Origin of the sequence: Exiguobacterium sp. MMG028, from assembly GCF_027947425.1 — a bacterium.
Classification (GTDB): Bacteria; Bacillota; Bacilli; order Exiguobacteriales; family Exiguobacteriaceae; genus Exiguobacterium; species Exiguobacterium aestuarii_A.
This window is the reverse complement of sequence record NZ_JAQJIN010000001.1, coordinates 788,312-811,531: the sequence shown is the minus strand read 5'-3', so window position 1 is coordinate 811,531 and position 23,220 is coordinate 788,312. Positions and strand designations below refer to the sequence as shown.

Below are 23,220 nucleotides of genomic sequence, written 5' to 3'. Positions count from 1 at the left end.
TTTGTGAAGAATGCATAAAGAATTATGGGGTTATGCACACGAATGAGGGGGGAACGAAATGGCTCAAAATGGGTCAAAAGTCACGCGCCGTCAGTTCTTAACGTACACACTGACTGGAGTAGGTGGCTTTATGGCGGCAACATTGATCAGTCCGATGGTCAACTTTGCGATCGATCCGGTTTTGAAAAAATCTGGAGCAGGCGACAAAGTAAAAGTAATGAGTCTTGATGACATCACGACTGAGCCGCAACGTGTCGACTTTAAGAAACAAACACAAGATGCTTGGTACGAATTTGAAGAAACGCTTTCGGCATGGGTATACAAAACAGAAAGTGGCGAAATCATCGCACTCTCTCCGATTTGTACACACCTCGGCTGTCAGGTAGCTTTTGCGGGTGATCCGACTCGTCCACAAGAATTTTTCTGTCCGTGTCACTTAGGACGTTACGAAAAAGATGGAACGAACATCCCGGGTACACCACCAACAGCACCACTTGCACGTTATGAAAAAGAAGAAAAAGACGGCTTCCTATACTTAGGTAGTCCAGTCGCTCAGTAATGAGAGGGGGAACTAGCCGATGTTACAAAAAATTTATGATTGGGTCGATGAACGCGTAGACATCACACCGCTCTGGCGCGATATCGCAGACCATGAAGTACCGGAACACGTCAACCCTGCTCATCACTTCTCTGCATTTGTCTATTGTTTTGGCGGTTTGACGTTCTTTACAATCGTCATTCAAATCCTTTCGGGGATGTTCTTGACGATGTACTATGTACCAGATATCATCAACGCGCACGCGTCGGTATACTATTTGCAAAATGAAATCGCACACGGACAAATCGTTCGTGGGATGCACCACTGGGGCGCATCCGTTGCCATCGTCATGTTATTCTTACATACGCTCCGCGTGTTCTTCACGGGATCGTATAAGAAGCCACGTGAGCTTAACTGGGTCGTCGGTGTTCTCTTGTTCTTCGTCGTCTTGGCGCTTGGACTTACAGGATACTTGCTTCCATGGGACATGAAAGCATTGTTCGCAACGAAAGTTACGCTTCAAATCGCTGAAAGTGTACCGGTCATCGGTGGTATTGCGAAGACACTTCTCGCCGGTGGTGAGATTGTCGGGGCGAGCACGCTCGCACGATTCTTTGCGATTCACGTCTTCTTCTTACCGGCTGCATTGTTCGGATTACTAGGGGCCCACTTCTTGATGATTCGTAAACAAGGTATTTCTGGACCGCTATAAGCCGATTCGAGGAGAAAAAGGAGGAGAAACGATATGCATCGCGGTAAAGGGATGAAATTTGTAACCGACTCTCGAGTAGGAATCTCGAATCGGAAACAAAACATTGCAAAAGACTATTCAGAATACCCAGGACGCACAGAGGCGTTTTGGCCGAACTTCTTGCTTAAAGAGTGGATGGTAGGGTCGGTCTTCTTGATCGGCTTCATCGCTTTGACAATCGTCGAAGCACCACCGCTTCAAAATATCGCCGATCCAACGAACACGTCATACATTCCGTTACCGGACTGGTATTTCTTGTTCTTGTATCAATTACTCAAATATCAATTCGCTGCAGGAGACTGGATCTTGCTTGGTACGGTCATCATTCCAGGTTTGGCGTTCACGGCACTTCTCATCGCGCCTTGGCTTGACCAAGGTCTCGAGCGTCGTCCGGCGAAACGTCCAGTCGCCATCAGTTTCATGTTGCTCGGTATTCTCTCGGTCTTCTACTTGACTTGGGAATCTGTTCAAACGACACACTGGGATCAAGTCCACGCTCAAGGTGAACTTCAAATTCCAGGTGAAGGTCCTGAAATTGATACAGCTGCACCAGGATATGAGATTTATTCAGCTCAATCTTGTGTGAACTGTCACGGTCAAAACCTAGAAGGTGGAGCAGCAGCTCCAGCACTCGTCGGAACACAGTATACAGCTGAAGAGATTGCGGATATCGCTGTAAACGGGATTGGGACGATGCCTGCTGGTCAGTGGGACGGCTCACCTGAAGATTTACAAGTACTATCTGAGTTCATCGCTTCATATGGTGAAGGCGGCGAAAATAACGAGTAAGCCATAAAGTGTAGCCTGAGAAACCAGGCTACACTTTTTTTACTTATGTATTCGTATTGCGATAAACTAAAGAAAAAAGGATGAGAACATGAACCCGACGTTTTTAAACACTTTCTTAATGAATCGAATCGTACTGGCGCTATTATTTGTCATCAACTTAGGCGGTACGATTTACGGTTATATTTGGTATGAGCCTCAACTTCGTGACACCCCATACGTATATTGGCCGTTTGTCCCGGACAGCCCGACAGCATCCCTCTTCTTTACGATCGTCCTCGGATTATGGATTGTGAAGAAGCGTTCTCCGCTATTCGAGACGCTTGCGTTCATTACCTTAATCAAATACGGGGTCTGGGCCGTCATCATGAATATCATGTTTTTAGGAACGTTACCCGTGGATGCACCGACCATCACCATCTTAATGGCGGTCATGTTGATGGTTTCTCATGGAGCGATGGCGCTTCAAGCACTCATCTACGCACCTTTTATGAAATGGACGATTACATCGTTTGTCTGTACATTGATTTGGGTAATTCATAATGACGTAGTTGATTATGTGCTTGGTCAATGGCCGCGCTATCCGTCACTCGCGGAACATATCATGTGGATCGGCTACGGCTCGTTTTGGTTAACGGGATTATGTTTTTTTATGGGATATGCGTTCGTCCTGCGCCCTTCGCTTGAAAATAAGTTCATAAGAATGTAAAATCAAATTATCAAATACACGCAGAGGTGAAATAGAAAATGTCATTAGGTGGCTATATTTTCTATCTTGCATTGATTATGCTCATCCCCTTATGGGCCCAGATGCGAGTGAAAAGCACGTACAAACAGTTTTTAAAACAACCGCTTCAAAGCGGTGTCACTGGCGCACAAGTCGCTGATTTCATTATGAAACAAAACGGTGTCCACAATGTACGAATCGAGATGGTTGATGGACTCATGAGCGACCACTATGACCCGGTCAATAAAGTTGTCCGTCTCTCTCGTGAAGTGTATCAAGGTTCGACGATTTCGTCGGCAGCCATCGCGGCCCACGAAATCGGTCACGTCATTCAAGATGCGACCGACTATAAGATGATGCGCGTTCGTCATAGTCTCGTTCCAGTCGTCAATATCACGTCGAACTTGTCGTTCCCATTATTACTCGGTGGTTTCTTGTTCGGTGCACTCGGATTGGCACAACTTGGTGTCATCATGATGCTCGGTGCGGTCGTGTTCCAATTGATCACGCTCCCGGTCGAGTTCGATGCTTCGAAACGGGCGATGGCTCAGTTGACGTCACACGGAATCGTGACGGCGACAGAAGAGTCTGGCGCACGGAAAGTATTGAATGCCGCAGCATGGACGTATGTGGCTGCAACGCTCGTTGCCGTTGCCGAACTCATCCGTTTGGCGCTCATCGTCTTCATGCCACGTGAGGAGTAGAACGAAATCCCGTCAAAATCGGCGGGGTTTTTTTATTTTTTGATGAAAGGAAATGTTGTTGATGAAACCGCAATTGACAGAGAACGGTCATGAGCAATTGAAAAATAAACTAGCCATGTTAAGACAGGATCGGACGGATGCTCGTGAACGTATACGTACAGCGCGGAAATTTTGTGATTTTCGAGAAGATGTCACCTATACTGAGGCGGTACGGGAATATGAGCGGGTAGAGGCGGATATTCAAGACCTTGAGCGCCTGCTTGCCGACGTGACAATCGTCGAATCCGAACAGTCAGAAGTCGTGACATTCGGGAATCGGGTCGTGATTCGTGAAGGCGACGAGGATACCGAGAGTTATCGAATCGTGAGTGAGGCAGAAGCGGATCTTGAACGAGGAAGCATTTCGATGACATCACCACTCGGTCTTAGTTTGATGGGGGCGACTGTCGGTCAAACGATTCAAATCGAAACGCCAGGAGGCACGATTCAAGTTGAGGTGCTCAACATTGAGCCATAAAAAATCGCCCGTTCATTCCTGTGAACGAGGCGATTTTTTGCTTATTTCAGCGGCATTCGATTCTCATCGAACGTAAAGCCTTCTCCGCCCACTTCATAGACGTGATGGAATGTGACGAACGCATGAGGATCGATCTGTTTGACGATCGTCTTCAAGCGATTCACTTCATTTCGCCCGACGACGACATACAGAACTTCAAGTTCGCGGTTCGAATAGCCACCTTTGGCAAGTAGTCTTGTCGTGCCGCGGTTCATCGTCGCATGAATACCGTCGGCGATGGCAGTCCGGTGGTCACTGATGATCATCGCCGCCTTACCGGCATACGTTCCTTCTTGCATTGAGTCGATGACACGTGCCCCGATATAGACAGCGAGAAGCGTATACATCGCCTCGCGGATATCGAGATACGTCAAACTGAGAACGATGACAAAGAAGTCAAAGATGAGGAACGTCTTTCCGATCGACCAGCCGATATAGCGTTGTACGAGTCGCGCGATGATATCGACACCACCCGTCGTTCCGCCATTGTTGAAGATGATGCCGAGTCCGACTCCGATAAAGAGACCGGCAAACAAACTTGCGAGCACCATGTCATCCGTCAAGTCGATGACGAGTGTAGAATATTTAGCGATGAGTGCATACCAAAATGAAAATGAGAATGTCCCGATAAGTGTATAGACGAAAGTCGTTCGCCCTAACAACTTATAACTCATGAAAAAGAGTGGGATATTTAACGCCAAGTTCGTGATGGAAGGCGAGATATCAAAGAGACCACGTAGAATCAAGGTGATCCCGGTGAATCCACCCTCTGCCAAGTTGTTTTGGACGTTGAAGTGATAAACGCCGAATGCAAAAATAAAAGAACCTATTAAGATGAATATAATATTTCGAACACGAATCGGTAATTGTACCGTCATCAGGTTCACCTCCCCTTAGATAGAGTACTCGAAAAACAGTTCGATTGACTACCCTGAACATATGACATTCAGAAACGAGTCGGCTATACTTTTCAAAGAAGAGGTGATGTAAATGAAAGTAGTAGCCATCGGGGCACATCCAGATGATATCGAGATCGGGATTGCAGGGATGACCGCCCAATGGACGAAAGAGAAGATTGAGGTCGTTTACGTCGATTTGACGAGAGCGGAACTTTCTTCAAATGGTGATGTAGAAACGAGACAACAAGAAGCCAGTGTGGCAGATGACGTGCTCGGTGTCCGCCGAATCAATCTCGGCTTTAAAGACCGGGGAATTGACGGGGGAGAAGAACAGCTCAAGGCAATCGTCTCCTTGATTCGACGTGAGCGTCCAACGCACTTGTTGTATCCATATGAAGTCGACCGCCATCCGGACCATGCGGCATGTGCTTATCTCGTGACAGAGGCGTTGTTCAACGCGGGTATTCGAAAATATTTACCGGAGCTTCCGGCATATCGACCAGAAAGTGTATATCAATATATGATCAATGCTCATGTCGAGCCGGATGTATGTGTAGATATTAGTGACACGATTGAAGTGAAGACACGGGCACTCCAATGTTACGCAAGCCAGTTCACTCCAGTCGATGGGGTGAAAACACCGCTCACCGATGCATACGTGGAACGGGTCATTGCCCGTGAACGCCATTTTGGGAGCTTGATCGGCGTGTCGTATGCGGAAGGATTGAAACGGGTGCGACCGTATGTCGTCAAACGGGCAGGTGAGCTCACATGACGTATCGAATCGGAATTCTGTGTTATCCATCTGTCGGTGGTTCGGGGATTTTAGCGACGGAACTCGGCATGAAGCTTGCGGACCGAGGACATGACGTTCATTTCATTACGAGCAGTATGCCGTTTCGTTTGAACGCCTATCATCCGAATATCACGTTCCACCAAGTCGAAATCAACCAATATTCGGTCTTTCGCTATCCACCGTACGATATGACACTCTCCGCGAAAATTGCGAGTGTCATCCAGTCATTCGGGCTCGATGTCATTCATGCGCATTATGCCGTACCACATGCCGTGTGTGCCGCACTCGGGCGTGAGATGGCCGGTGTGAAGACGCCAATCGTCTCGACGCTACACGGAACCGATATCACCGTTCTCGGTGAGGATGAAGAATTGAAACCGGCGATTTTATATGGGTTGCGCCAATCCAACGCGATTACGGCTGTCTCGCACAGTTTGAAACGGGAGACGGAGGAGCGGATTGCTAGTAATTTGCCGATTCAAGTCATTCACAACTTTATTGATGAATCGGTGTACACCCCACAATTCGACCCAACCTTACGGGAACGATACGGCTTAACGACAGACGACCGGGTCGTGATCCATATTTCAAACTTCCGTCCCGTCAAACGTGTCGACCTCGTCCTCGAGGCGTTCGACAAGATGGATGTCCCGCATAAAAAATTGTTACTCGTCGGAGACGGTCCACTCATGGGTTCCATGCGCCGTCTCGTGACGGAGATGGGGCTTGAAGATCAAGTCATCTTTGCTGGTAAACAAGAGCAAGTCGCTGCACTGCTCTCCATTAGTGACGTCCATGTCCTGTTATCAGATAAAGAGGCGTTCGGACTTGTGGCACTCGAGGCGATGGCAACGGGAGTCCCGTCGGTCGTCAGTGACGCAGGCGGACTACCTGAAGTGATCACGGATGGTGAGGACGGGTTCGTCGTTCCACGAGGCAATGCAACGAAAGCTGCTATGGCCATGCAACAGCTGTTGACAGACGCAACGTTACAGGAGCGTTTCAGACAAAACGGGTTGGTGAAATCGAAACGATTCGCCTCACAAGACATCGTGACACAATATGAACGCTTGTATGAACAGGTGGTGACATCATGACAGAATGGGAGTATGCAAAACAGATTATCGAGACAATTGAACAACATGGAGGCGAGGCGTATATCGTCGGTGGAGCCGTTCGGGACTATGTCCTTGGAAATTTGCCTGACGATATCGATTTGGCCACGTCCCTCTTCCCGGAAGAAGTGATGGCGCTGTTCCCGAAATCGGTCCCGACCGGCATCGAACATGGAACGGTCACGGTCATCATCGACCATCATCCGTTCGAAGTGACGACATTCCGGTCGGAAGGATCATATTCAGATTCAAGACGTCCGGATCATGTTGCACTCGGTGTATCGCTTGAAGAGGACATGTTACGTCGTGACTTCACAATGAACGCGATGGCGTTTCATGATGGACAAGTCGTCGATTTATTCGGAGGGCAACACGATCTAGATGAACGCATCATTCGCACGGTCGGGAGTCCTTTCGAGCGGTTTGGTGAAGATGCCCTTCGCATCATGCGTGCGCTCCGTTTCATGTCTCAGCTCGACTTCACATTACACGAAGAATTGCGTCACGCAGCGAGTTCGCTTAGTCATAAGCTTGAACAAATCGCGATGGAACGCATCGCAATCGAGTTTGAGAAACTGTTGACGGGACCGGCCTATCGAAAAGCGTTAGCAGAGATGGTCGAGCTCGGCATCCATCGGCATCTACCCAACGTGACGACTGAACTGATGCAACGGGTGCAACAAGATGATCGCACTCCAGTGAATGCGGTCAGTGGATGGGCCATCTTCCTCTATCACGCAAAAGATGAGGCATGGCTACTGCCATGGAAACGATCGAATGCGATTAAGCGGGAGGCTCGAGTGCTTGCGCAGCTCTGTGAGACCGGACTCGATGTGATGACGGTATATACGACGGATGAGCGGACTCTCTCGACCTACTTTAAAATGAATGGTGAACCAGACCGCAGTCGTGAACTGAAGGAGTCACTCCCAATCCAGTCACGCCAAGAACTGAAATTCAATGGACGGGATGCGCTCGAACTCGGTGCGACAGGCGAGGCGATCAAGCATCTATTGCTTGATCTCGAACGACGTGTCATTTCACAAGAGATTCCGAATTACGGGACCGTATTAAAAGAGGAGGCGAGACGATGGCTTCAACGCGCGGGCGTGTCTTGACATTATTACAAAATGGGGAAGTGTGGAGCGGACAAGAATTGGCGCGTCAATTGAATATTTCACGTACCGCTATTTGGAAACATATCGAAACCTTGAAGCAAGACGGATATGCGATCCATACCATTCCCCGTAAAGGATATCAACTGATCGAACAGAGTGACCGTCTGGATGAACCAGCATTTGTCTCATTCCGTAAAGGTCGATTCGGTCAGACAGTCCATGCGTATGAACAAGTCGATACGACACAACGAATCGCCCATGAATTGGCACAACAGCATGTGTCGGAAGGGACGATTGTCATCAGTGAGGAACAGACTGCCGGACGAGGACAACTCGGTCGTCATTGGCATAATCCGAAACATGTCAATATTGCGGCGAGCATCATCCTAAGACCCGATTTACCGATCCGAGACGCGTCGAAACTCACGTTGATGGCAGCGAGCGCATTCGCACGAGCGCTCAACCATCGAAATCTTGATGTCATGATCAAGTGGCCGAATGATTTATTATTGAATGGGAAGAAAATCGGTGGCATTTTGACAGAGATGCAGACGGAAGGCGACCGGATTCAGGCCGTCATCTTAGGGTTCGGGATGAACGTCAATGGTGAGGAGATTCCAGACGAGTTGACTCATCGGGCCACTTCTCTCTATCTAGAGACCGGAAAGCGATTCCGTCGAAGTGAACTGTTGGCTGAATTACTGGCTGAACTTGAAGTCGAATATGACCGATTCCTCGAAAGTGGTTTTGATCCGATTCGGGTCAATTGGATGCAATATGCTGCCTACTTGAATGAAAAAATCACGTTGAACGCTTCTCGTACTTCTCGTACAGGGGTCATGCGAGGGATATCCGAAGAGGGCGCGTTGCTTCTTGAAGAAGAAGGAAAGGTTGAACCGGTCTATTCTGCTGAGATTGCAGTGTGGAATGATTGATGAAAGCGAGACCATCGACTATACTTAATGTGTCGGACGCTATCAGTTTTTGAAGTGTACCGCGCTTGCAGACTGTCACAATCAGTTGTCTGCCTTGATCATTTTGACAGGGACAGAAGGACACTACTCATGAAAACCATGAAATTGTTTTTCGTGCGCCTTCTTGCCAACCGTGTAAGAAGGCGTTTTTTCTTTCCTGTCTCCACGTTTAGGAGGAGAAACAGATGCACACGATGACTTCATTATTGAAAAAGATGAACGAGCAGGAAAAGCTCGTCATGTTGACGGCGTATGATTATCCGTCAGCCAAACTTGCCGAAGCGGCTGGGGTCGATTTGATTTTGGTCGGCGATTCTCTTGGGATGGTCGTCCTCGGTTATGATTCGACAATCCCGGTGACGACAGAAGACATGCTTCACCATTCGAAGGCTGTTCGCCGTGGGGCGAAAAACACATTCGTCGTGGTGGATATGCCATTTGCGACATACCATGGTGATTTTGACCGAACACTTCAGGCTGCGTCCCGTCTCTTCCAAGAAGGACATGCGGATGCGATCAAACTAGAAGGTGCGGGTGAAGTCCTTCAGACGATTGAACGACTTACTCAAGTAGGAATGCCTTGTGTTGCCCATCTAGGGTTGACCCCGCAATCAGTCGGTGTACTAGAAGGGTATAAAGTACAAGGGAAATCCCTTGAGGCGGCAGAGACACTACTTCGAGATAGTTTGGCTGCCGAACGCGCCGGTGCGAAAATGCTCGTCCTTGAGTGTGTACCGCATCAGTTGGCGAAACGAATCGCAGAAGAGTTGACGATTCCAGTCATCGGAATCGGTGCCGGGGCAGAGGTAGACGGACAAGTACTCGTCTATCATGACGTGTTGAAATATGGCGTGGACCGCTTACCGAAATTCGTTCAGGCATATGCCGACGTGAATGAAGTGGCGACAGAGGCCATCCGTTCTTATGTGGAAGAGACGAAAGCTGGACAATTCCCGCTTGAACGTCACACGTTTACGATGGATGAGTCATTGCTCGACTCGCTGTATGGAGGAAAATGATGAAAATCGTATCAACAGTTGAAGAGTTACGTCACACGTTGCCAACGGATCAAACGATTGGTTTTGTACCAACGATGGGATATTTACATGAAGGACACATGAGTCTCGTCGAGAACGCACGACGTGAAAATGACGTCGTTGTCATGAGTATTTTCGTCAACCCGACTCAGTTCGGTCCGAACGAAGACCTCGACCGATATCCTCGTGACTTCGAACGAGATGAAAAATTGGCACGAGAAGCCGGTGTCGACCTTCTCTTCTATCCGACGACGGAGACGATGTACCCACTTGATATGGCGCGCGTCACTGTTCGCCAAGGGGCGGATGTATTATGTGGGGCGAGTCGTCCCGGCCATTTTGATGGTGTGTTGACAATCGTCTCGAAATTATTTAACCTTGTTCAACCGACACGTGCTTACTTCGGTCTGAAAGATGCTCAGCAAGTTGCACTCATCGAAGGATACGTCCGAGACTATTTTGTCCCGGTCGAGATTCGACGTTGCCCGATTATTCGTGAGGAGACAGGACTAGCCAAGTCTTCTCGAAACGTATATTTGTCAGACGATGAAAAAGAAGAAGCGAGTCAAATCTTTAAAGCGTTGACGACAGCGAGAGAAACACTTGAGACAGGACATGATCTTGAACAAGTGAAGCAACGACTGACTGAACGATTACACGAGATTCCGAACAGTCAAATCGACTATGTCGAACTCGTTGACTATCCAACGCTTGCTGACGCTTCAGGCGATTCGAAAGAAATATTGATGGCGGTGGCCGTTCAGTTTGAGCGAGCCCGATTGATTGATAATGTGATTTGGAAGAAGGGATGAATCCAATGATTCGTACATTTATGCACGCGAAGCTTCATAAAGCAACGGTGACAGAAGCAAACTTACACTACGTCGGTTCGATTACAATCGATGAGGATTTGATGGATGCAGTCGGCATCATGGAAAATGAACATGTGCACATCACGAACAACCATAATGGCGCTCGAATCGAGACATACGTCATCAAAGGCGAACGTGGTTCTGGTGTGATTTGTTTAAACGGTGCCGCAGCACGTCATTTCCAGGTTGGTGATGTTGTCATCATCATGGCGTACGGTCAAATGACTGCAGAAGAAGCGAAAACGCATCGTCCAAAAGTAGCAGTATTGAACGAGCAAAATGAGGTCGATCAACTTCTTTACGAAGAAATCGCTCACACGATTTTATAAAATATTCGGGGGTGTCGACAAAGGCATCCCCGTTTTTTCGTCGTTCGTTCTATGGTAAGATGAGACAGACAGAAAGCACGAGCGTGCCTAAGATGGGATGGATGTTATGGACACGTATGTGATTGTGGATATAGAGACAACGGGTCATTCCGTAAAGTCCGGTGATGAACTGATTGAGTTTGCGGCGGTCGTCGTACAAGATGGTGAAGTGATCGAGCGCTACAGCACCTTGATTCGACCGGGTCGACCAATCCCACCTTTTATTACGCAATTAACAACGATTAGCGATGATGACGTAAGTGATGCACCAACATTTGAAGAAGTGATCCCCGACATTTGGAAAATGCTAGATGGACGGGTATTTGTCGCGCATAACGTCGCATTTGATTTAACTTTTTTAAACGAGAGCCTTGAGCAAGCTGGCTATCTTTCGTTTCAAGGGAGAGCCATTGATACAGTTGAACTCGCTCGTATCCTCTACCCAACACTTGAGAGTCATGCCCTTGAAGCGTTATCCGAAACGTTCGACCTCGTACATACAGACGCGCATCGGGCACTCAGTGATGCAGAGGCGACAGCCGAGCTCTTTATCCGAATGCTCGAGCGCTTACGCGACTTACCGGTCGTAACGTTGAAACGACTTCGCGATTTGTCTGAATCGTGGACGAGTCATGTCGAGCCGTTGCTCGATGAAATCATCCTCGAGGTTGGGATTCGACCAGACGACGAAACGCGTTTTGATATTCATCGAAAGATTGCGTTACACCGTCCAAGCGATACGTTCGTTCCGGCAGAAGAACGAGAGCCATTTGAACCGTTTCTCCTTCGCACAATCGAAGAAACGCTCCCGTCAATTTTTGATCAATTTGAGCCGAGACAAAGTCAATTTGAAATGATGCGTCACGTCTATAAAGCGTTAGACGACGAAGAAACGTTGTTAGTCGAAGCAGGGACGGGAACAGGGAAGACGTTGGCGTATTTAATCCCGAGTGCTCATCATGCACTAGAGACGAAACGCCCTGTCGTCATCAGTACGCATACGATTCAATTGCAGGAGCAGCTTCTGAACCGAGATTTACCGGTACTTCGACAAATCTTTCCGGAAATTGAATTTACCTTGTTGAAAGGAAGACGGAACTATATCGATTTACGTAAATTCGAGATGGTGCTCGATGAATCGAATGATGGATTGCTGGTTTCGATGTGTAAGGCGATGGTACTCGTCTGGTTAACCGAGACTGAGACGGGGGATTTGGAAGAACTCTCATTCCCAGGATCTGCGACACAAGGTCCAGCTTCTTTTAAACGATTGATTCAAGCCGATGCTTCAAGTGAATTTGGTCGATTCGACCCTTGGTATAGCCGAGACTTCTTCACAAAAGCAGTCCTCCGTTCGAAAGAAGCAGATCTGATTGTGACGAATCACGCGCTCTTGTTCTCTGATTTACAACATCAGGCAGGCATCTTACCGACCGATACACCGCTCGTCTTAGACGAGGCACATCAAGTCGAAGAAGTGGCCTCTCACCATTTCGGTGTGACGTTTGATGCCATCCAATTTGATCGGTTGTTCAAATGGTTCGGATACGGTGCGGACGGGAAGTTTCATTCTCGGATCATTCAGCTGGCCGATTTGACGTCTGTGACAGAAGAGGCAGAAGCATTCAGTCAACAGATCGATTCTGCGCTCGCACGGGTTGAGGAAGAGCTCGAAGACCTCTTGACGGCACTACAGTCGCTAGGAAAGAAAAAAGAACCTCGGCAAACTGTTCGATTCGAGCGAGAAGGCGCATCATTCAGACCGATTCGTGAAGTGGCGAATCGATTAGAGGACAAGTTACGTACACTAAGGACGTCACTCAGACATCTACATCGACTGCTCGATGAGCGTAAAGAACACATGACGTTCAAACAACGCGCACTTTTGAGTGATTTGAAGACATTGATTAGCGACGTCCGTGAACTCGAAAGTGTCATTTATGAGACGATGTTGACACGCAATGATGATGCGGTCAGTTGGGTCGAGTTGAATTTAGGAAACCGTAAATTGACTTCGGTCTACACGCAACCGGTTGAAATCGGTCCGTTGCTGCACGAACGATTATTTAAGAAAAGACCGACGATTTTGACGTCGGCGACGATGACGGTCTCGGGCAAGTTTAGTTTCATGGAACGACGACTCGGACTTGAAGGAGAACCGGTCAGACGAGTCGTATTGCCTTCGCCGTTCAACTTTAAGGAACAGGCAAAACTGTTTGTTCCGTCAGACTTCCCATTGATCAATGATGTACCGCTGCCTCAGTTCGTCGATCAGACCGCTCAATCGATTGTTCAAATTGCAAATGTGACAAAAGGACGGATGCTTGTCCTCTTCACCTCGAATGAATTGTTACGTCTCACTTACGAACAAGTAAAAGATCATCTCGACCCTTCTTATACGCTACTTGCACAAGGAGTCAGTGGGGGATCGCGAAGCCGATTGACGAAACAATTCAAGCGGATGGAACAGTCGATTTTATTCGGGACGGCAAGTTTTTGGGAAGGTGTCGATATTCCGGGTGAGGCGTTGACGTGCCTCGTCATCGTGCGTCTGCCGTTCGCGCCGCCCGATCAACCAATCATGCAAGCACGTTCTGAAAAAATTGAATCGATGGGGAAATCTCCATTCTTCGAACTTTCGCTTCCTCAAGCAGTCATCCGTTTCAAACAAGGTGTCGGACGATTGATTCGATCGAAATCGGACTATGGTGCGATTTTTGTGTTCGACCGCCGGGTAGAGACGACTCGTTACGGGAAACAGTTCATCAATAGCTTACCGAAGGTGGACCGGATTGAAGGAACGCTAGAGACATCTCTATCCGAGTTGGAATTGTTCTTAGATGAAAAGGAAAACTCTGTGACAAGAAATGATAGATAACGCTAGGCATCATGATGTTATCGTTTTATAATGATACGTATAGGTTTTGGAGGAGGAGTCAACATGAATTCGAATATTGAGACGCTTGCGAGTGTGCGCATCGAACCGACTGCGGACGTTTATAAGATTGTCGATTTATTGAATCGGACGTTAAAAAGTCAAGATTTGATGTTCGGCCTTTCGCTTGAGAAGAAAGTGAATGATCCGAAGAAGGAAGAGATGGTCTTCACCATCTATCGTACAGAATGACCAGAAAAACAAAATGGATCGTCTCGTTACTGGCGGCACTGCTCGGTGTCGTCCTTGTCTTTAGCGTGATGTATCGATTCACGATTGGACACACAGAAAATCAAAAAGAGCAACTCATCGAGGAAGCATCGATTCGACTGAATGAGGAATCGCCAGACGTTCAAGTAGGTCAAGGAGAGCTGTTCAATGGGACAGAGGCATACGTCGTTTTTCCGGAAGAGGACGGAGACTCCATTTGGTTCGTTCCACTCGATGACGAGTTCGAGATTGAACAACGTGAAATCAGTGAAGTGAATGCGAATGACGTCTGCGCTCGTTCTGTCGAAGATACGGGCGGACAACTCATCAGTTGTAAGTACGGATTCGACGAGAGAGCACTCATCGAAGTGGTCACAAAGGCAGACGCTTCCTATACGTATTCGTATTACACGTTACAGACTGGAGAGTTTATTCGACGCGTCCAATTGACCGATCAAATGTGACGAATTAGAGGGGGATAACGATGGAACATCTATTAGCGAAACGAGTGAAACAACTCACGCCTTCGACAACATTAGCGATTACAGCTAAAGCAAAGGCGCTCAAGGCTTCGGGCAAAGATGTCATTGGACTCGGCGCAGGTGAGCCTGATTTCAATACACCGGAACGAATCATCGATGCTGCGTGTCAAGCGGCTCGTGATGGCGATACGAAATATACACCTTCGGGCGGAACTGTCGCGTTGAAGGACGCCATCATTGAAAAAACGAAGCGAGACAGCCAACTGACGTTTGAGCGCAATGAAGTAATGGTCGCTTCAGGTGCAAAACATGCGCTCTACGCATTGTTCCAAGCGATTTTAGATGAAGGTGACGAAGTCATTGTCCCGACACCTTACTGGGTCAGTTATCCAGAGCAAATCAAACTCGCTGACGGTGAACCTGTATATGTCGATACAAATGAAGACACATCCTTCAAATTGACACCTGAACTGCTCGAACGTGCGATTACAGATCGTACGAAGGCAGTCATTTTGAACAGTCCTTCCAACCCGACAGGAATGATTTACACGAAAGAAGAGCTACAGGCACTCGCTGATGTCGTTCTTCGACATAATCTTCTCGTCGTGAGCGATGAAATTTATGAGAAGTTGATTTACGGTGACGCTGAATTCGTATCGATTGCGACATTACCGAATATGCGTGAACGTACGATCATCATCAACGGTGTCTCAAAGTCTCATGCGATGACAGGGTGGCGTATCGGATATGCCGTCGGTGATGCGACAATCATCAGCGCGATGACAAACTTAGCTTCCCACTCGACATCAAACCCGACATCTGTCGCTCAGGCGGCAGCAGTTGAGGCATACAATGGACCACAGGATGATGTAGAGATGATGCGTCAGTCATTCGAAGAGCGACTCGACATCGTCTACAAACGTCTCGAACAAATTCCAGGAATCACTTGCCTGAAGCCACAAGGTGCATTTTACTTATATGCCAATGCGAAAGTTGCCGCGACTGAGAGTGGATACGACACAGTCGATGCTTGGTGCGAGGCAGTACTTGAAGAGGCAAACGTGGCACTTGTTCCAGGCTCTGGTTTTGGACAGGAAGACTACGTACGATTATCATATGCAACAGAATTAAAACGCGTATTAGAAGCGCTCGATCGAGTAGAAGACTTCATTACGAAGCGCACTCGATAAGCGAAAGGATGGAAATGAATATGACAACAATTTCGATTAACCAATTTAAAGACTACGAAGGACAGACGGTCCGCGTCGGAGCTTGGATTGCCAACAAACGTTCTAGCGGGAAGATTGCATTCCTTCAACTACGTGACGGTAGCGGATTTGCACAAGCGGTCGTCGTGAAGGCTGACGTCTCTGAAGAATTGTTCACTCTTGCTAAAGGTGTGACACAAGAGACTTCTGTCTGGGTGACAGGTAACGTCAAGTCGGATGGTGGACGTACACCACTCGGATTTGAATTAGAAGTGACAGATGTAGAGGTGATTGCAGAGTCAGTGGATTACCCAATCACACCGAAAGAACATGGAACAGAATTCTTGATGGATAACCGTCACTTATGGCTCCGTTCACGTCGCCAACACGCGATTATGAAAGTGCGTAACGAAATTATTCGTGCAACGTATGAATTCTTTAATAAAGAAGGATTCGTCAAAATCGATCCGCCAATCCTTACGAGCAGTGCACCTGAGGGCACGACAGAGTTGTTCGAGACAGACTATTTCGGTCAATCCGCTTACCTCTCACAGACGGGTCAATTGTATATGGAAGCCGCTGCAATGGCACTCGGTAAAGTATTCTCGTTCGGACCAACTTTCCGTGCAGAGAAATCAAAAACACGTCGTCACTTGATTGAGTTCTGGATGATCGAGCCAGAGATGGCGTTCTTCGATCACGACATGAACCTTGAGATTCAAGAGCAATACGTCTCATACATCGCACAATCAGCGCTTGAGAACTGTAAGGATGAACTTGAATTCCTTGGACGTGACCTTGAGAAGTTGGCACAAGTGAAGGCACCTTTCCCACGTGTCCGTTACGAAGATGCAATCAAATTCTTGAAATCAGAAGGATTCGACGATATCGAATACGGCGACGATTTCGGTGCACCGCATGAGACGGCGATTGCTAACGCACACGACCAGCCAGTGTTCATCACGCACTGGCCAAAAGAAATCAAACCGTTCTACATGAAAGTGGACCCTGAAAATCCTGAGCTCGTTCTTTGCGCAGACTTGATTGCACCAGAAGGATATGGAGAAATCATCGGGGGGTCTCAACGTGAAGACGATTACGACCGTCTAAAAGAAGAGATCATTAAAGAAGGTCTTGATGAAACAGATGCATACGACTGGTATCTCGAACTTCGTCAATACGGTTCGGTCCCACACTCTGGTTTCGGACTCGGACTTGAGCGTACGGTTGCATGGATTAGTGGAATCGAGCATATCCGTGAAGCCATTCCATTCCCACGTTTATTAAACCGAATCCACCCTTAACGATTAATCGGGGAAGACGTCATGTCCTCCCCGATTGATGTGTCTTAGAAAGGAAGTGCGACATGGATGCACATCAATTGATTCAATTATTCGAGCAAAGTCCGGTCGTTATTCCGCGCAAACTGTTCACTGACGCTAGACGACTCGACTTATCGCCTGTCGAATTCAGTCTCATCGTCCATCTTCTTGAAATGACGGGGGAAGGCATCGTCATGCCACTCCCGAGCGAGTTAGGGAAACGGTTGAACGTCTCTGAGAATGAGGCGCGTTCTGTGTTACTCGGCTTGTTGCAAAAAGAATTGATTGCCATTGACGCGTCGGGGAATAGCGAGCGTTATAGTCTATTACCGCTATTTGAGGCGTTACAAGGAGAAGAAAAAATCGCACCGCAACAGACGTTGAATGAAAATATCATCCATACATTCGAACGAGAATTTGGCACAATTACACCGTTTGAAATTGAACAAATCGTCGGGTGGATGACGGAAGATAATTTCAGCGAAGAACTGATCATGGCCGCGTTACGCGAAGCGAAACTTCGGAATGTTCGAAACTTCAAATACATGGATAAAATCTTACGCGTCTGGCAGGACCATCAAGTTGAGACGCTTGAGGATGTCGTGGAATATCAACGGAGGAATAAATGATGTTGACGAAAGTCCAGTTACAAGAAGTGTCTGATACGATGAGGCAAATGTTCCCGGATGCGCACTGCGAACTGACGCATCAAAATCCATTCGAATTAGTGGTCGCCGTCGCGCTCTCTGCCCAAGCGACGGATGCCCTCGTCAACAAGGTGACACCGGGCTTGTTTGAAGCGTTTCCGACAGTCGAAGCGATGGCTGCGGCAGACGTTTCGGAGATTGAGGCTTTGATCAAACGCATTGGATTGTATCGGAACAAAGCGAAGAATGTGAAGGCACTCTCTGAAAAAATCGTGAACGAGCATGACGGCATTGTGCCGTCGGACCGGGCATCACTTGAGGCCCTCCCAGGTGTCGGTCGTAAAACGGCCAACGTCGTCTTGTCGGTCGCGTTCCATGAACCGGCATTTGCGGTGGATACCCACGTCGAGCGCGTATCGAAACGTCTTGGTATTTGCCGCTGGAAAGATAACGTCCGACAAGTCGAGGATATGTTGATGAAGAAGTTCCCACGCGATGAGTGGTCACAACTTCATCATCAATTTATTTTCTTTGGACGCTATCATTGTAAAGCCCAACGACCTGCCTGTGAGACGTGCCCGCTTCTTCATATGTGTCGGGAAGGAAAGAAACGGATGAAATCCGCGAAAGTCACGACATAAAAAAGGCATCGACACAAATGTGTCGATGCCTTTTTGTGTTAATGATTCCAAGGATGGTCGCTCCACTCACGACGCTTTTTCGTGATGGGGACCTTTTTGAAGCCCCAGTTGCGGAAATCTTGGTCCGGACTTTCTTTACGAATGTAAATTTTGTCCTTGATTGCTTTAAAGATTCGGTTCTCGTCCCCATAATGGACGAACCGTGGTTTTACCTCAATCACACCTCGACGGACACGTGAAAGTGGGAGACAGACGAGGTCAGCGATTTCTAAACCGGATTGATACATCGTGTTCTGCTTCTCAGAGAAGATGAACCCTTTGATTTTTTGACGACTCTTTTCGACATCGAGATGGACCGTGCCCGAGTTGAAAATATCGAAGAATGCTTTTTGAATGAGTAAGTTCTGGTAATCATCTCGTGATTCGAGAACGACGCGTGCACTGACAGCCTCTGTTTCCTCTAAGAACGCATAGAACGACTTCATCAAGTGGGCGAAGGCGACTACATACGGATCTTTTGGTGTCGAATAAAAGTCATGTAGTTTTTGTTTATCGACTTCAACACTGACGATTGTACAATCGATTCCTCGCAAAAAATCAGGTAGCTTGTCCCAAAAATCACGCAACATGTCGATCGTGATGCCATCTTCTTTCCCATAAGGATGCTCGGCCTTTAAAATTTCTTTTAAATGAAGCGGGATTTGCTCGGTTTTAAAAACATCTCGCTTGAACGCGTGAAGACGTCGCTTCAATTCACATGGCATTCCAGTCTCATCCGCATCGATTGAATATTTGTACTCCATCAGAACACCAGTCAAATTGAACTGTGTGTTTCCTTTCGGTGTACCTGTTTCGTCGACGAACATGACATACTTCTTTCCACTTTCCATCCAATCCCTCCAAAACGGCTTAACAGTAACGTCTTTAAGCATTCTATTTTATTTCCGAATGATGATTCGGTCAATCAATTGCACAGGTATTGCACACTTTTTTTCAGAATGACATCAATTAGGTTTATCGATGTACAATCTTGGTTAAACAGAAGAGGTGCTATTATCATAGAAAAACAATCAAGTCTTACGTGACGAGAGCTTTTCAATTTGGATACACAATCGCTTACATACTAGTTTAACATACGGGAGTTTGGTACGATATGTGTTGCGGTAAATCCACACAAGTGTCGACCGACAGAAGTCGACAATCAGACCTGAGACGGAAGGAACGAGTGGACCGACCTGTTAATATGTATGTATGGGGTGACGACATTGTTCCATTATCCAAACGGTAAAAAAGCAAAAGTGACAAAGACACCAAAGGAGGAAGGAATTTCGAAACAACCCTCGAATTCTCCAACCTATGCGAATCGCGGAATGAATTTGGAGACATTGTTGAATGAAACGAATGAATTTTATCGAATCCATCAACGAGCCGTCATTCATAAGAAACCGACACCGTTACAAATCGTCAAAGTCGACTACCCAAAGCGAAGTGCAGCCAAAGTGACGGAAGCCTATTTCAAACAGGCATCTACGACTGACTATAACGGGGTGTATCGCGGCAAGTACATTGACTTTGAGGCGAAAGAAACGAATAATAAGACGTCGTTTCCTCTAGGAAATTTCCATGAGCATCAGATTGAACACATGCGCGAGTGCGAACGCCATGGAGGGATTTGTTTTGTCATCATCCGCTTTAGTCGCTATAATACGCAATATGTATTGACCACGGAACAACTAGTTCAGTGGTGGGAACAACGATTGACGGGACGTAAATCAATTCCACTTCGTTTTATCGAAGAGGAAGCGATTGAAGTCCCGACGAGAGCCTTGCCGTCGATTGACTATTTGGCGGTGCTCGATCAATGGCTCGATTGAATAGAAGGAGTGAACCATGAATGGAGCGAAGTAGGGTCGCACGTCGACAAGATTCGACGACGAATAAACGCAAAAAAACTGGCAAACAACCAAAGACGAAGAGTAAAAAACCGATGTGGAAACGCATCTTTTTATTAGGTTTCTTATTATTTATTGCAGCAGTCATCGCGTTCGGGGCTTATACCGTATATGCGATTGCAACGGCACCAGAGCTTGACGAAGAAAAACTAGTCGATACGTATCCGATTCAATTGATTTCGGCTGAAGGTGAACCGCTCGAAGGAGCTGGTCAGATTCGGGAATACGTCTCTATTGACGACATTTCAGAAGTGATGCAACAAGCGGTCGTCTCGATTGAGGACCGTCGTTTCTATGAGCACAACGGAATCGACTTACGTCGGATCGGTGGCGCAGTCGTGGCCAACTTGACTGACGGTTTCGGTGCAGAAGGTGGATCAACCATCACCCAACAGTTGGTGAAACAGTCGTTTCTTTCAACAGACAAGAAGTTGAAGCGTAAGCTTCAAGAGCAGTGGCTCGCGCTCAAACTTGAACGTGAGTATACGAAAGAACAGATTTTAGAGATGTATTTAAATAAAAACTACTATGGTAGTGGTGGATACGGTGTACAAACCGCATCGAAACGATATTTCAACAAGCCAGTCTCTGAGGTCAACTATCAAGAAGCGGCAATCCTTGCAGGTCTTCCGCAACGTCCGAGTGCATACGATCCAATCAACGGTGACCAAGAGTTAACGCGTTATCGCCAAGAACAAGTATTGTCTGCGATGAAGCGAGACGGTCACATTTCGGAAGAACAGTATAACGAAGCGCTTGATGTTGCCATTGCTGACGTCATCTCACCTGGTGAAGAGACGGAAGAAGAGGCGTTCACACGTGCGATTTATTCACGTGTCCAAGCAGAGCTTGAAGAAGATTATGGTCTTGAACAATCAGACATCTATGGCACAGGTTTGAAAGTATACACGTCAATCAATAAAGAACTTCACACAAAGTTTAATAGTGACATTAAGTCTGATAATGTAAACATTCCTAATGGTGCCTTTCCATCAGATGAACTTCGTATGGGTGCAACCGTGCTGAATACGAAGACGGGTGAAATTGTTGCCATCATCGATAGTCAACAGGCGAAGCAAGCTGATAAATATTATATTGATTATTCAAATGAAAAATATCAGATTGGATCCACGGCAAAACCGTTCTTTGACTATGGACCAGGTATTGAAAATGGACAATGGTCAACAGGAAAAATGTTACTTGATGCAGCATTTCCAGAAGGAAAACCAAGGAACTACTACGACGGTTATCGCGGTATGAACACGATGCGTCAATATTTGAAGATTTCAGCGAACACGCCGGCAGTTCGAGCATTCCAAGAAGTGCGAGATGAGTATGGACAAGAAGCCATCGAATCGTTTGTGAAGAACGTTGGAATTGAACCAGAGTATCCTAAGGGCGGCGATGAACTGCTTGAATCAAATGCTTTGGGTACGGCACAAGCGAGCACAACCCAAATGGCTGCAGCGTATGCAGCGCTCGGTGCGAACGGTATGTATACAAAACCTCACTTGATTCAAAAAATCGAATTTAACGACGGTTCAAGCATCAATTCGCCAGTCAAGGCGAAGCAGGCAATGGAAGACTATACAGCCTACATGTTGACAGACATGTTGCGTGATGTTGTAAGTGCCGAAGGTGGAACGTATGAACCAGGTGCATTCCCATGGGATGTAGCTGGTAAAACTGGAACAACAAATGATGAACAATATAAATGGTTTACAGGGTATTCAACCGATTACTCGATTTCGGTATGGACAGGAAAAGTTAATAAAGAAAGTAATAATAAACCGAACTACGCCCAATACTATTTCGAGTATATGATGCAACAGGTGACGAACGCGACGGGTCAACCAGATCGCTTCCAACGTCCAGACTCTGTCTTGTCTCTCGGGAATGAACTTTATGTCAAAGGGACGAAGCCAAAAGATCTTCAACCTGAGAAATTGACTGCTCCAACAGGCGCAAGCGTCAACTATGATGAAGATTCACAAGTCGGTTCTGTCACGTGGTCATACGATTTTGATGGCGCACAAGCAGATGGCTACTCAGACATTTCATTCACCGTGACGCAACAGTCAGCCGAAGGCGGTGAACAAGTCGTCGGTACGACGGGAGAGACGAGTATTGATATTTCAAACTTGGCTGAAGGGGACACAACGTTCACCATCGTCGCCAAGGCGACAAACCCATTGACGGGTGAACAGCAGTCTGCCCCGGCACAAGCGAGCTACTCGATTGAACCAAAAGAAGAACCGCAGGAGGAAGAAAATCCTTCTGATGAAGAGAATAACGAAGACAACCCATCGGACGAGAACAACGGTAACGGGAATAATAACGACAATGGTAACGGAAACGAAGACGGCAACGGAAACGGTGAAGATACCACTGACGAACAAAATCCTGATGAGCCAGCGACCGATGAAGGAACGGATGAAGGAACGGATGAAGGAACAGACCAACCGACTGACGGAGACGATGAAGGTGCTCCGCTAGAAGGTCAATCGAATAATGAATCGCCAGCCACGGAACGTGGGAACGGCAATTCGAATAACGGAAATAACTAAGGAAGGCAGGGCGAC

24 protein-coding genes are annotated in these 23,220 nt (G+C 47.3%); 22 read left to right on the top strand and 2 right to left on the bottom strand.

What is annotated here, in order from left to right:
- The first annotated feature begins 58 nt into the window (after positions 1-58).
- The 6 genes from PJK55_RS04315 to PJK55_RS04290 all read left to right on the top strand — a co-directional run bounded on the left by PJK55_RS04315 (position 59) and on the right by PJK55_RS04290 (position 4,023).
- Positions 59-559 (top strand): QcrA and Rieske domain-containing protein, encoded by a 501-nt coding sequence (locus PJK55_RS04315; RefSeq protein ID WP_074034622.1) that lies wholly within the window; start codon positions 59-61, stop codon positions 557-559.
- Positions 560-578: 19 nt separating this feature from the next.
- Positions 579-1,250: a menaquinol-cytochrome c reductase cytochrome b subunit gene (gene qcrB / locus PJK55_RS04310; protein ID WP_026826162.1), complete on the top strand. Its 672-nt coding sequence runs from the start codon at positions 579-581 to the stop codon at positions 1,248-1,250.
- A gap of 33 nt (positions 1,251-1,283) precedes the next feature.
- Positions 1,284-2,078 carry a menaquinol-cytochrome c reductase cytochrome b/c subunit gene (locus tag PJK55_RS04305; RefSeq protein WP_074034621.1) on the top strand — a complete coding sequence of 265 codons (795 nt, stop codon included), beginning with the start codon at positions 1,284-1,286 and terminating at the stop codon, positions 2,076-2,078.
- Between the two features lie 88 nt (positions 2,079-2,166).
- On the top strand, positions 2,167-2,784 hold the full coding sequence (locus PJK55_RS04300; protein WP_271304944.1) for a DUF1405 domain-containing protein: 618 nt from the start codon (positions 2,167-2,169) through the stop codon (positions 2,782-2,784).
- A gap of 38 nt (positions 2,785-2,822) precedes the next feature.
- Positions 2,823-3,506 (top strand): zinc metallopeptidase, encoded by a 684-nt coding sequence (locus PJK55_RS04295; RefSeq protein WP_214745364.1) that lies wholly within the window; start codon positions 2,823-2,825, stop codon positions 3,504-3,506.
- Positions 3,507-3,567: 61 nt separating this feature from the next.
- Complete coding sequence (locus PJK55_RS04290) at positions 3,568-4,023, top strand: GreA/GreB family elongation factor (protein ID WP_271304943.1); 456 nt, start codon at positions 3,568-3,570, stop codon at positions 4,021-4,023.
- Positions 4,024-4,064: 41 nt separating this feature from the next.
- Here PJK55_RS04290 and PJK55_RS04285 read toward each other — a convergent pair whose 3' ends face one another.
- On the bottom strand, positions 4,065-4,940 hold the full coding sequence (locus PJK55_RS04285) for a YitT family protein (RefSeq protein ID WP_271304942.1): 876 nt from the start codon (positions 4,938-4,940) through the stop codon (positions 4,065-4,067).
- A 112-nt stretch (positions 4,941-5,052) separates the two neighbouring features.
- Here PJK55_RS04285 and bshB1 point away from each other — a divergent pair, with 112 nt between their 5' ends.
- From bshB1 to nth, 14 genes are all read left to right on the top strand, one after another.
- Complete coding sequence (gene bshB1 / locus PJK55_RS04280) at positions 5,053-5,736, top strand: bacillithiol biosynthesis deacetylase BshB1 (RefSeq protein WP_271304941.1); 684 nt, start codon at positions 5,053-5,055, stop codon at positions 5,734-5,736.
- Complete coding sequence (bshA, locus tag PJK55_RS04275; RefSeq protein WP_271304940.1) at positions 5,733-6,854, top strand: N-acetyl-alpha-D-glucosaminyl L-malate synthase BshA; 1,122 nt, start codon at positions 5,733-5,735, stop codon at positions 6,852-6,854. Before bshB1 ends, bshA begins: the two co-directional genes overlap by 4 nt.
- A complete protein-coding gene (locus tag PJK55_RS04270; protein ID WP_271304939.1) occupies positions 6,851-7,990 on the top strand; it encodes a CCA tRNA nucleotidyltransferase in 1,140 nt (379 codons plus the stop codon). Before bshA ends, PJK55_RS04270 begins: the two co-directional genes overlap by 4 nt.
- Positions 7,963-8,925 carry a biotin--[acetyl-CoA-carboxylase] ligase gene (locus tag PJK55_RS04265; RefSeq protein WP_271304938.1) on the top strand — a complete coding sequence of 321 codons (963 nt, stop codon included), beginning with the start codon at positions 7,963-7,965 and terminating at the stop codon, positions 8,923-8,925. The genes PJK55_RS04270 and PJK55_RS04265 overlap by 28 nt, the downstream gene beginning before the upstream one ends.
- Before the next feature lie 224 nt (positions 8,926-9,149).
- Positions 9,150-9,983, top strand: a complete 834-nt coding sequence (panB, locus tag PJK55_RS04260; protein WP_271304937.1) for a 3-methyl-2-oxobutanoate hydroxymethyltransferase — start codon at positions 9,150-9,152, stop codon at positions 9,981-9,983.
- On the top strand, positions 9,983-10,813 hold the full coding sequence (gene panC, locus PJK55_RS04255) for a pantoate--beta-alanine ligase (RefSeq protein ID WP_271304936.1): 831 nt from the start codon (positions 9,983-9,985) through the stop codon (positions 10,811-10,813). Before panB ends, panC begins: the two co-directional genes overlap by 1 nt.
- Positions 10,814-10,818: 5 nt before the next feature.
- Positions 10,819-11,202, top strand: a complete 384-nt coding sequence (gene panD, locus PJK55_RS04250; RefSeq protein ID WP_015881490.1) for an aspartate 1-decarboxylase — start codon at positions 10,819-10,821, stop codon at positions 11,200-11,202.
- Positions 11,203-11,308: 106 nt separating this feature from the next.
- Positions 11,309-14,119, top strand: a complete 2,811-nt coding sequence (gene dinG, locus PJK55_RS04245; RefSeq protein WP_214691912.1) for an ATP-dependent DNA helicase DinG — start codon at positions 11,309-11,311, stop codon at positions 14,117-14,119.
- A gap of 63 nt (positions 14,120-14,182) precedes the next feature.
- Entirely contained in the window at positions 14,183-14,368 is a 186-nt protein-coding gene (locus PJK55_RS04240; protein WP_015881492.1) for a YpmA family protein, read from the top strand.
- Positions 14,365-14,850, top strand: coding sequence for a hypothetical protein (locus tag PJK55_RS04235; RefSeq protein ID WP_271304935.1), 486 nt, complete (start codon positions 14,365-14,367; stop codon positions 14,848-14,850). Before PJK55_RS04240 ends, PJK55_RS04235 begins: the two co-directional genes overlap by 4 nt.
- A 20-nt stretch (positions 14,851-14,870) precedes the next feature.
- On the top strand, positions 14,871-16,058 hold the full coding sequence (locus PJK55_RS04230; RefSeq protein WP_271304934.1) for a pyridoxal phosphate-dependent aminotransferase: 1,188 nt from the start codon (positions 14,871-14,873) through the stop codon (positions 16,056-16,058).
- Between the two features lie 20 nt (positions 16,059-16,078).
- Positions 16,079-17,380: an asparagine--tRNA ligase gene (gene asnS, locus PJK55_RS04225; protein ID WP_074034607.1), complete on the top strand. Its 1,302-nt coding sequence runs from the start codon at positions 16,079-16,081 to the stop codon at positions 17,378-17,380.
- A 62-nt stretch (positions 17,381-17,442) separates the two neighbouring features.
- Entirely contained in the window at positions 17,443-18,027 is a 585-nt protein-coding gene (locus PJK55_RS04220) for a DnaD domain-containing protein (protein ID WP_074034606.1), read from the top strand.
- The gene (nth, locus tag PJK55_RS04215) at positions 18,027-18,686 is read left to right on the top strand and encodes an endonuclease III (RefSeq protein WP_271304933.1); all 660 of its coding nucleotides are present in this window, start codon (positions 18,027-18,029) and stop codon (positions 18,684-18,686) included. The genes PJK55_RS04220 and nth overlap by 1 nt, the downstream gene beginning before the upstream one ends.
- Positions 18,687-18,724: 38 nt before the next feature.
- On the opposite strand, the gene PJK55_RS04210 is transcribed toward nth, so the two are convergent.
- Positions 18,725-19,576 carry a DUF3800 domain-containing protein gene (locus PJK55_RS04210; RefSeq protein ID WP_198930015.1) on the bottom strand — a complete coding sequence of 284 codons (852 nt, stop codon included), beginning with the start codon at positions 19,574-19,576 and terminating at the stop codon, positions 18,725-18,727.
- A 357-nt stretch (positions 19,577-19,933) separates the two neighbouring features.
- Here PJK55_RS04210 and recU point away from each other — a divergent pair, with 357 nt between their 5' ends.
- Entirely contained in the window at positions 19,934-20,560 is a 627-nt protein-coding gene (gene recU / locus PJK55_RS04205) for a Holliday junction resolvase RecU (protein ID WP_214783619.1), read from the top strand.
- Positions 20,561-20,580: 20 nt separating this feature from the next.
- Positions 20,581-23,205, top strand: coding sequence for a transglycosylase domain-containing protein (locus tag PJK55_RS04200; protein ID WP_271304932.1), 2,625 nt, complete (start codon positions 20,581-20,583; stop codon positions 23,203-23,205).
- The last annotated feature ends 15 nt before the right edge of the window (positions 23,206-23,220 follow it).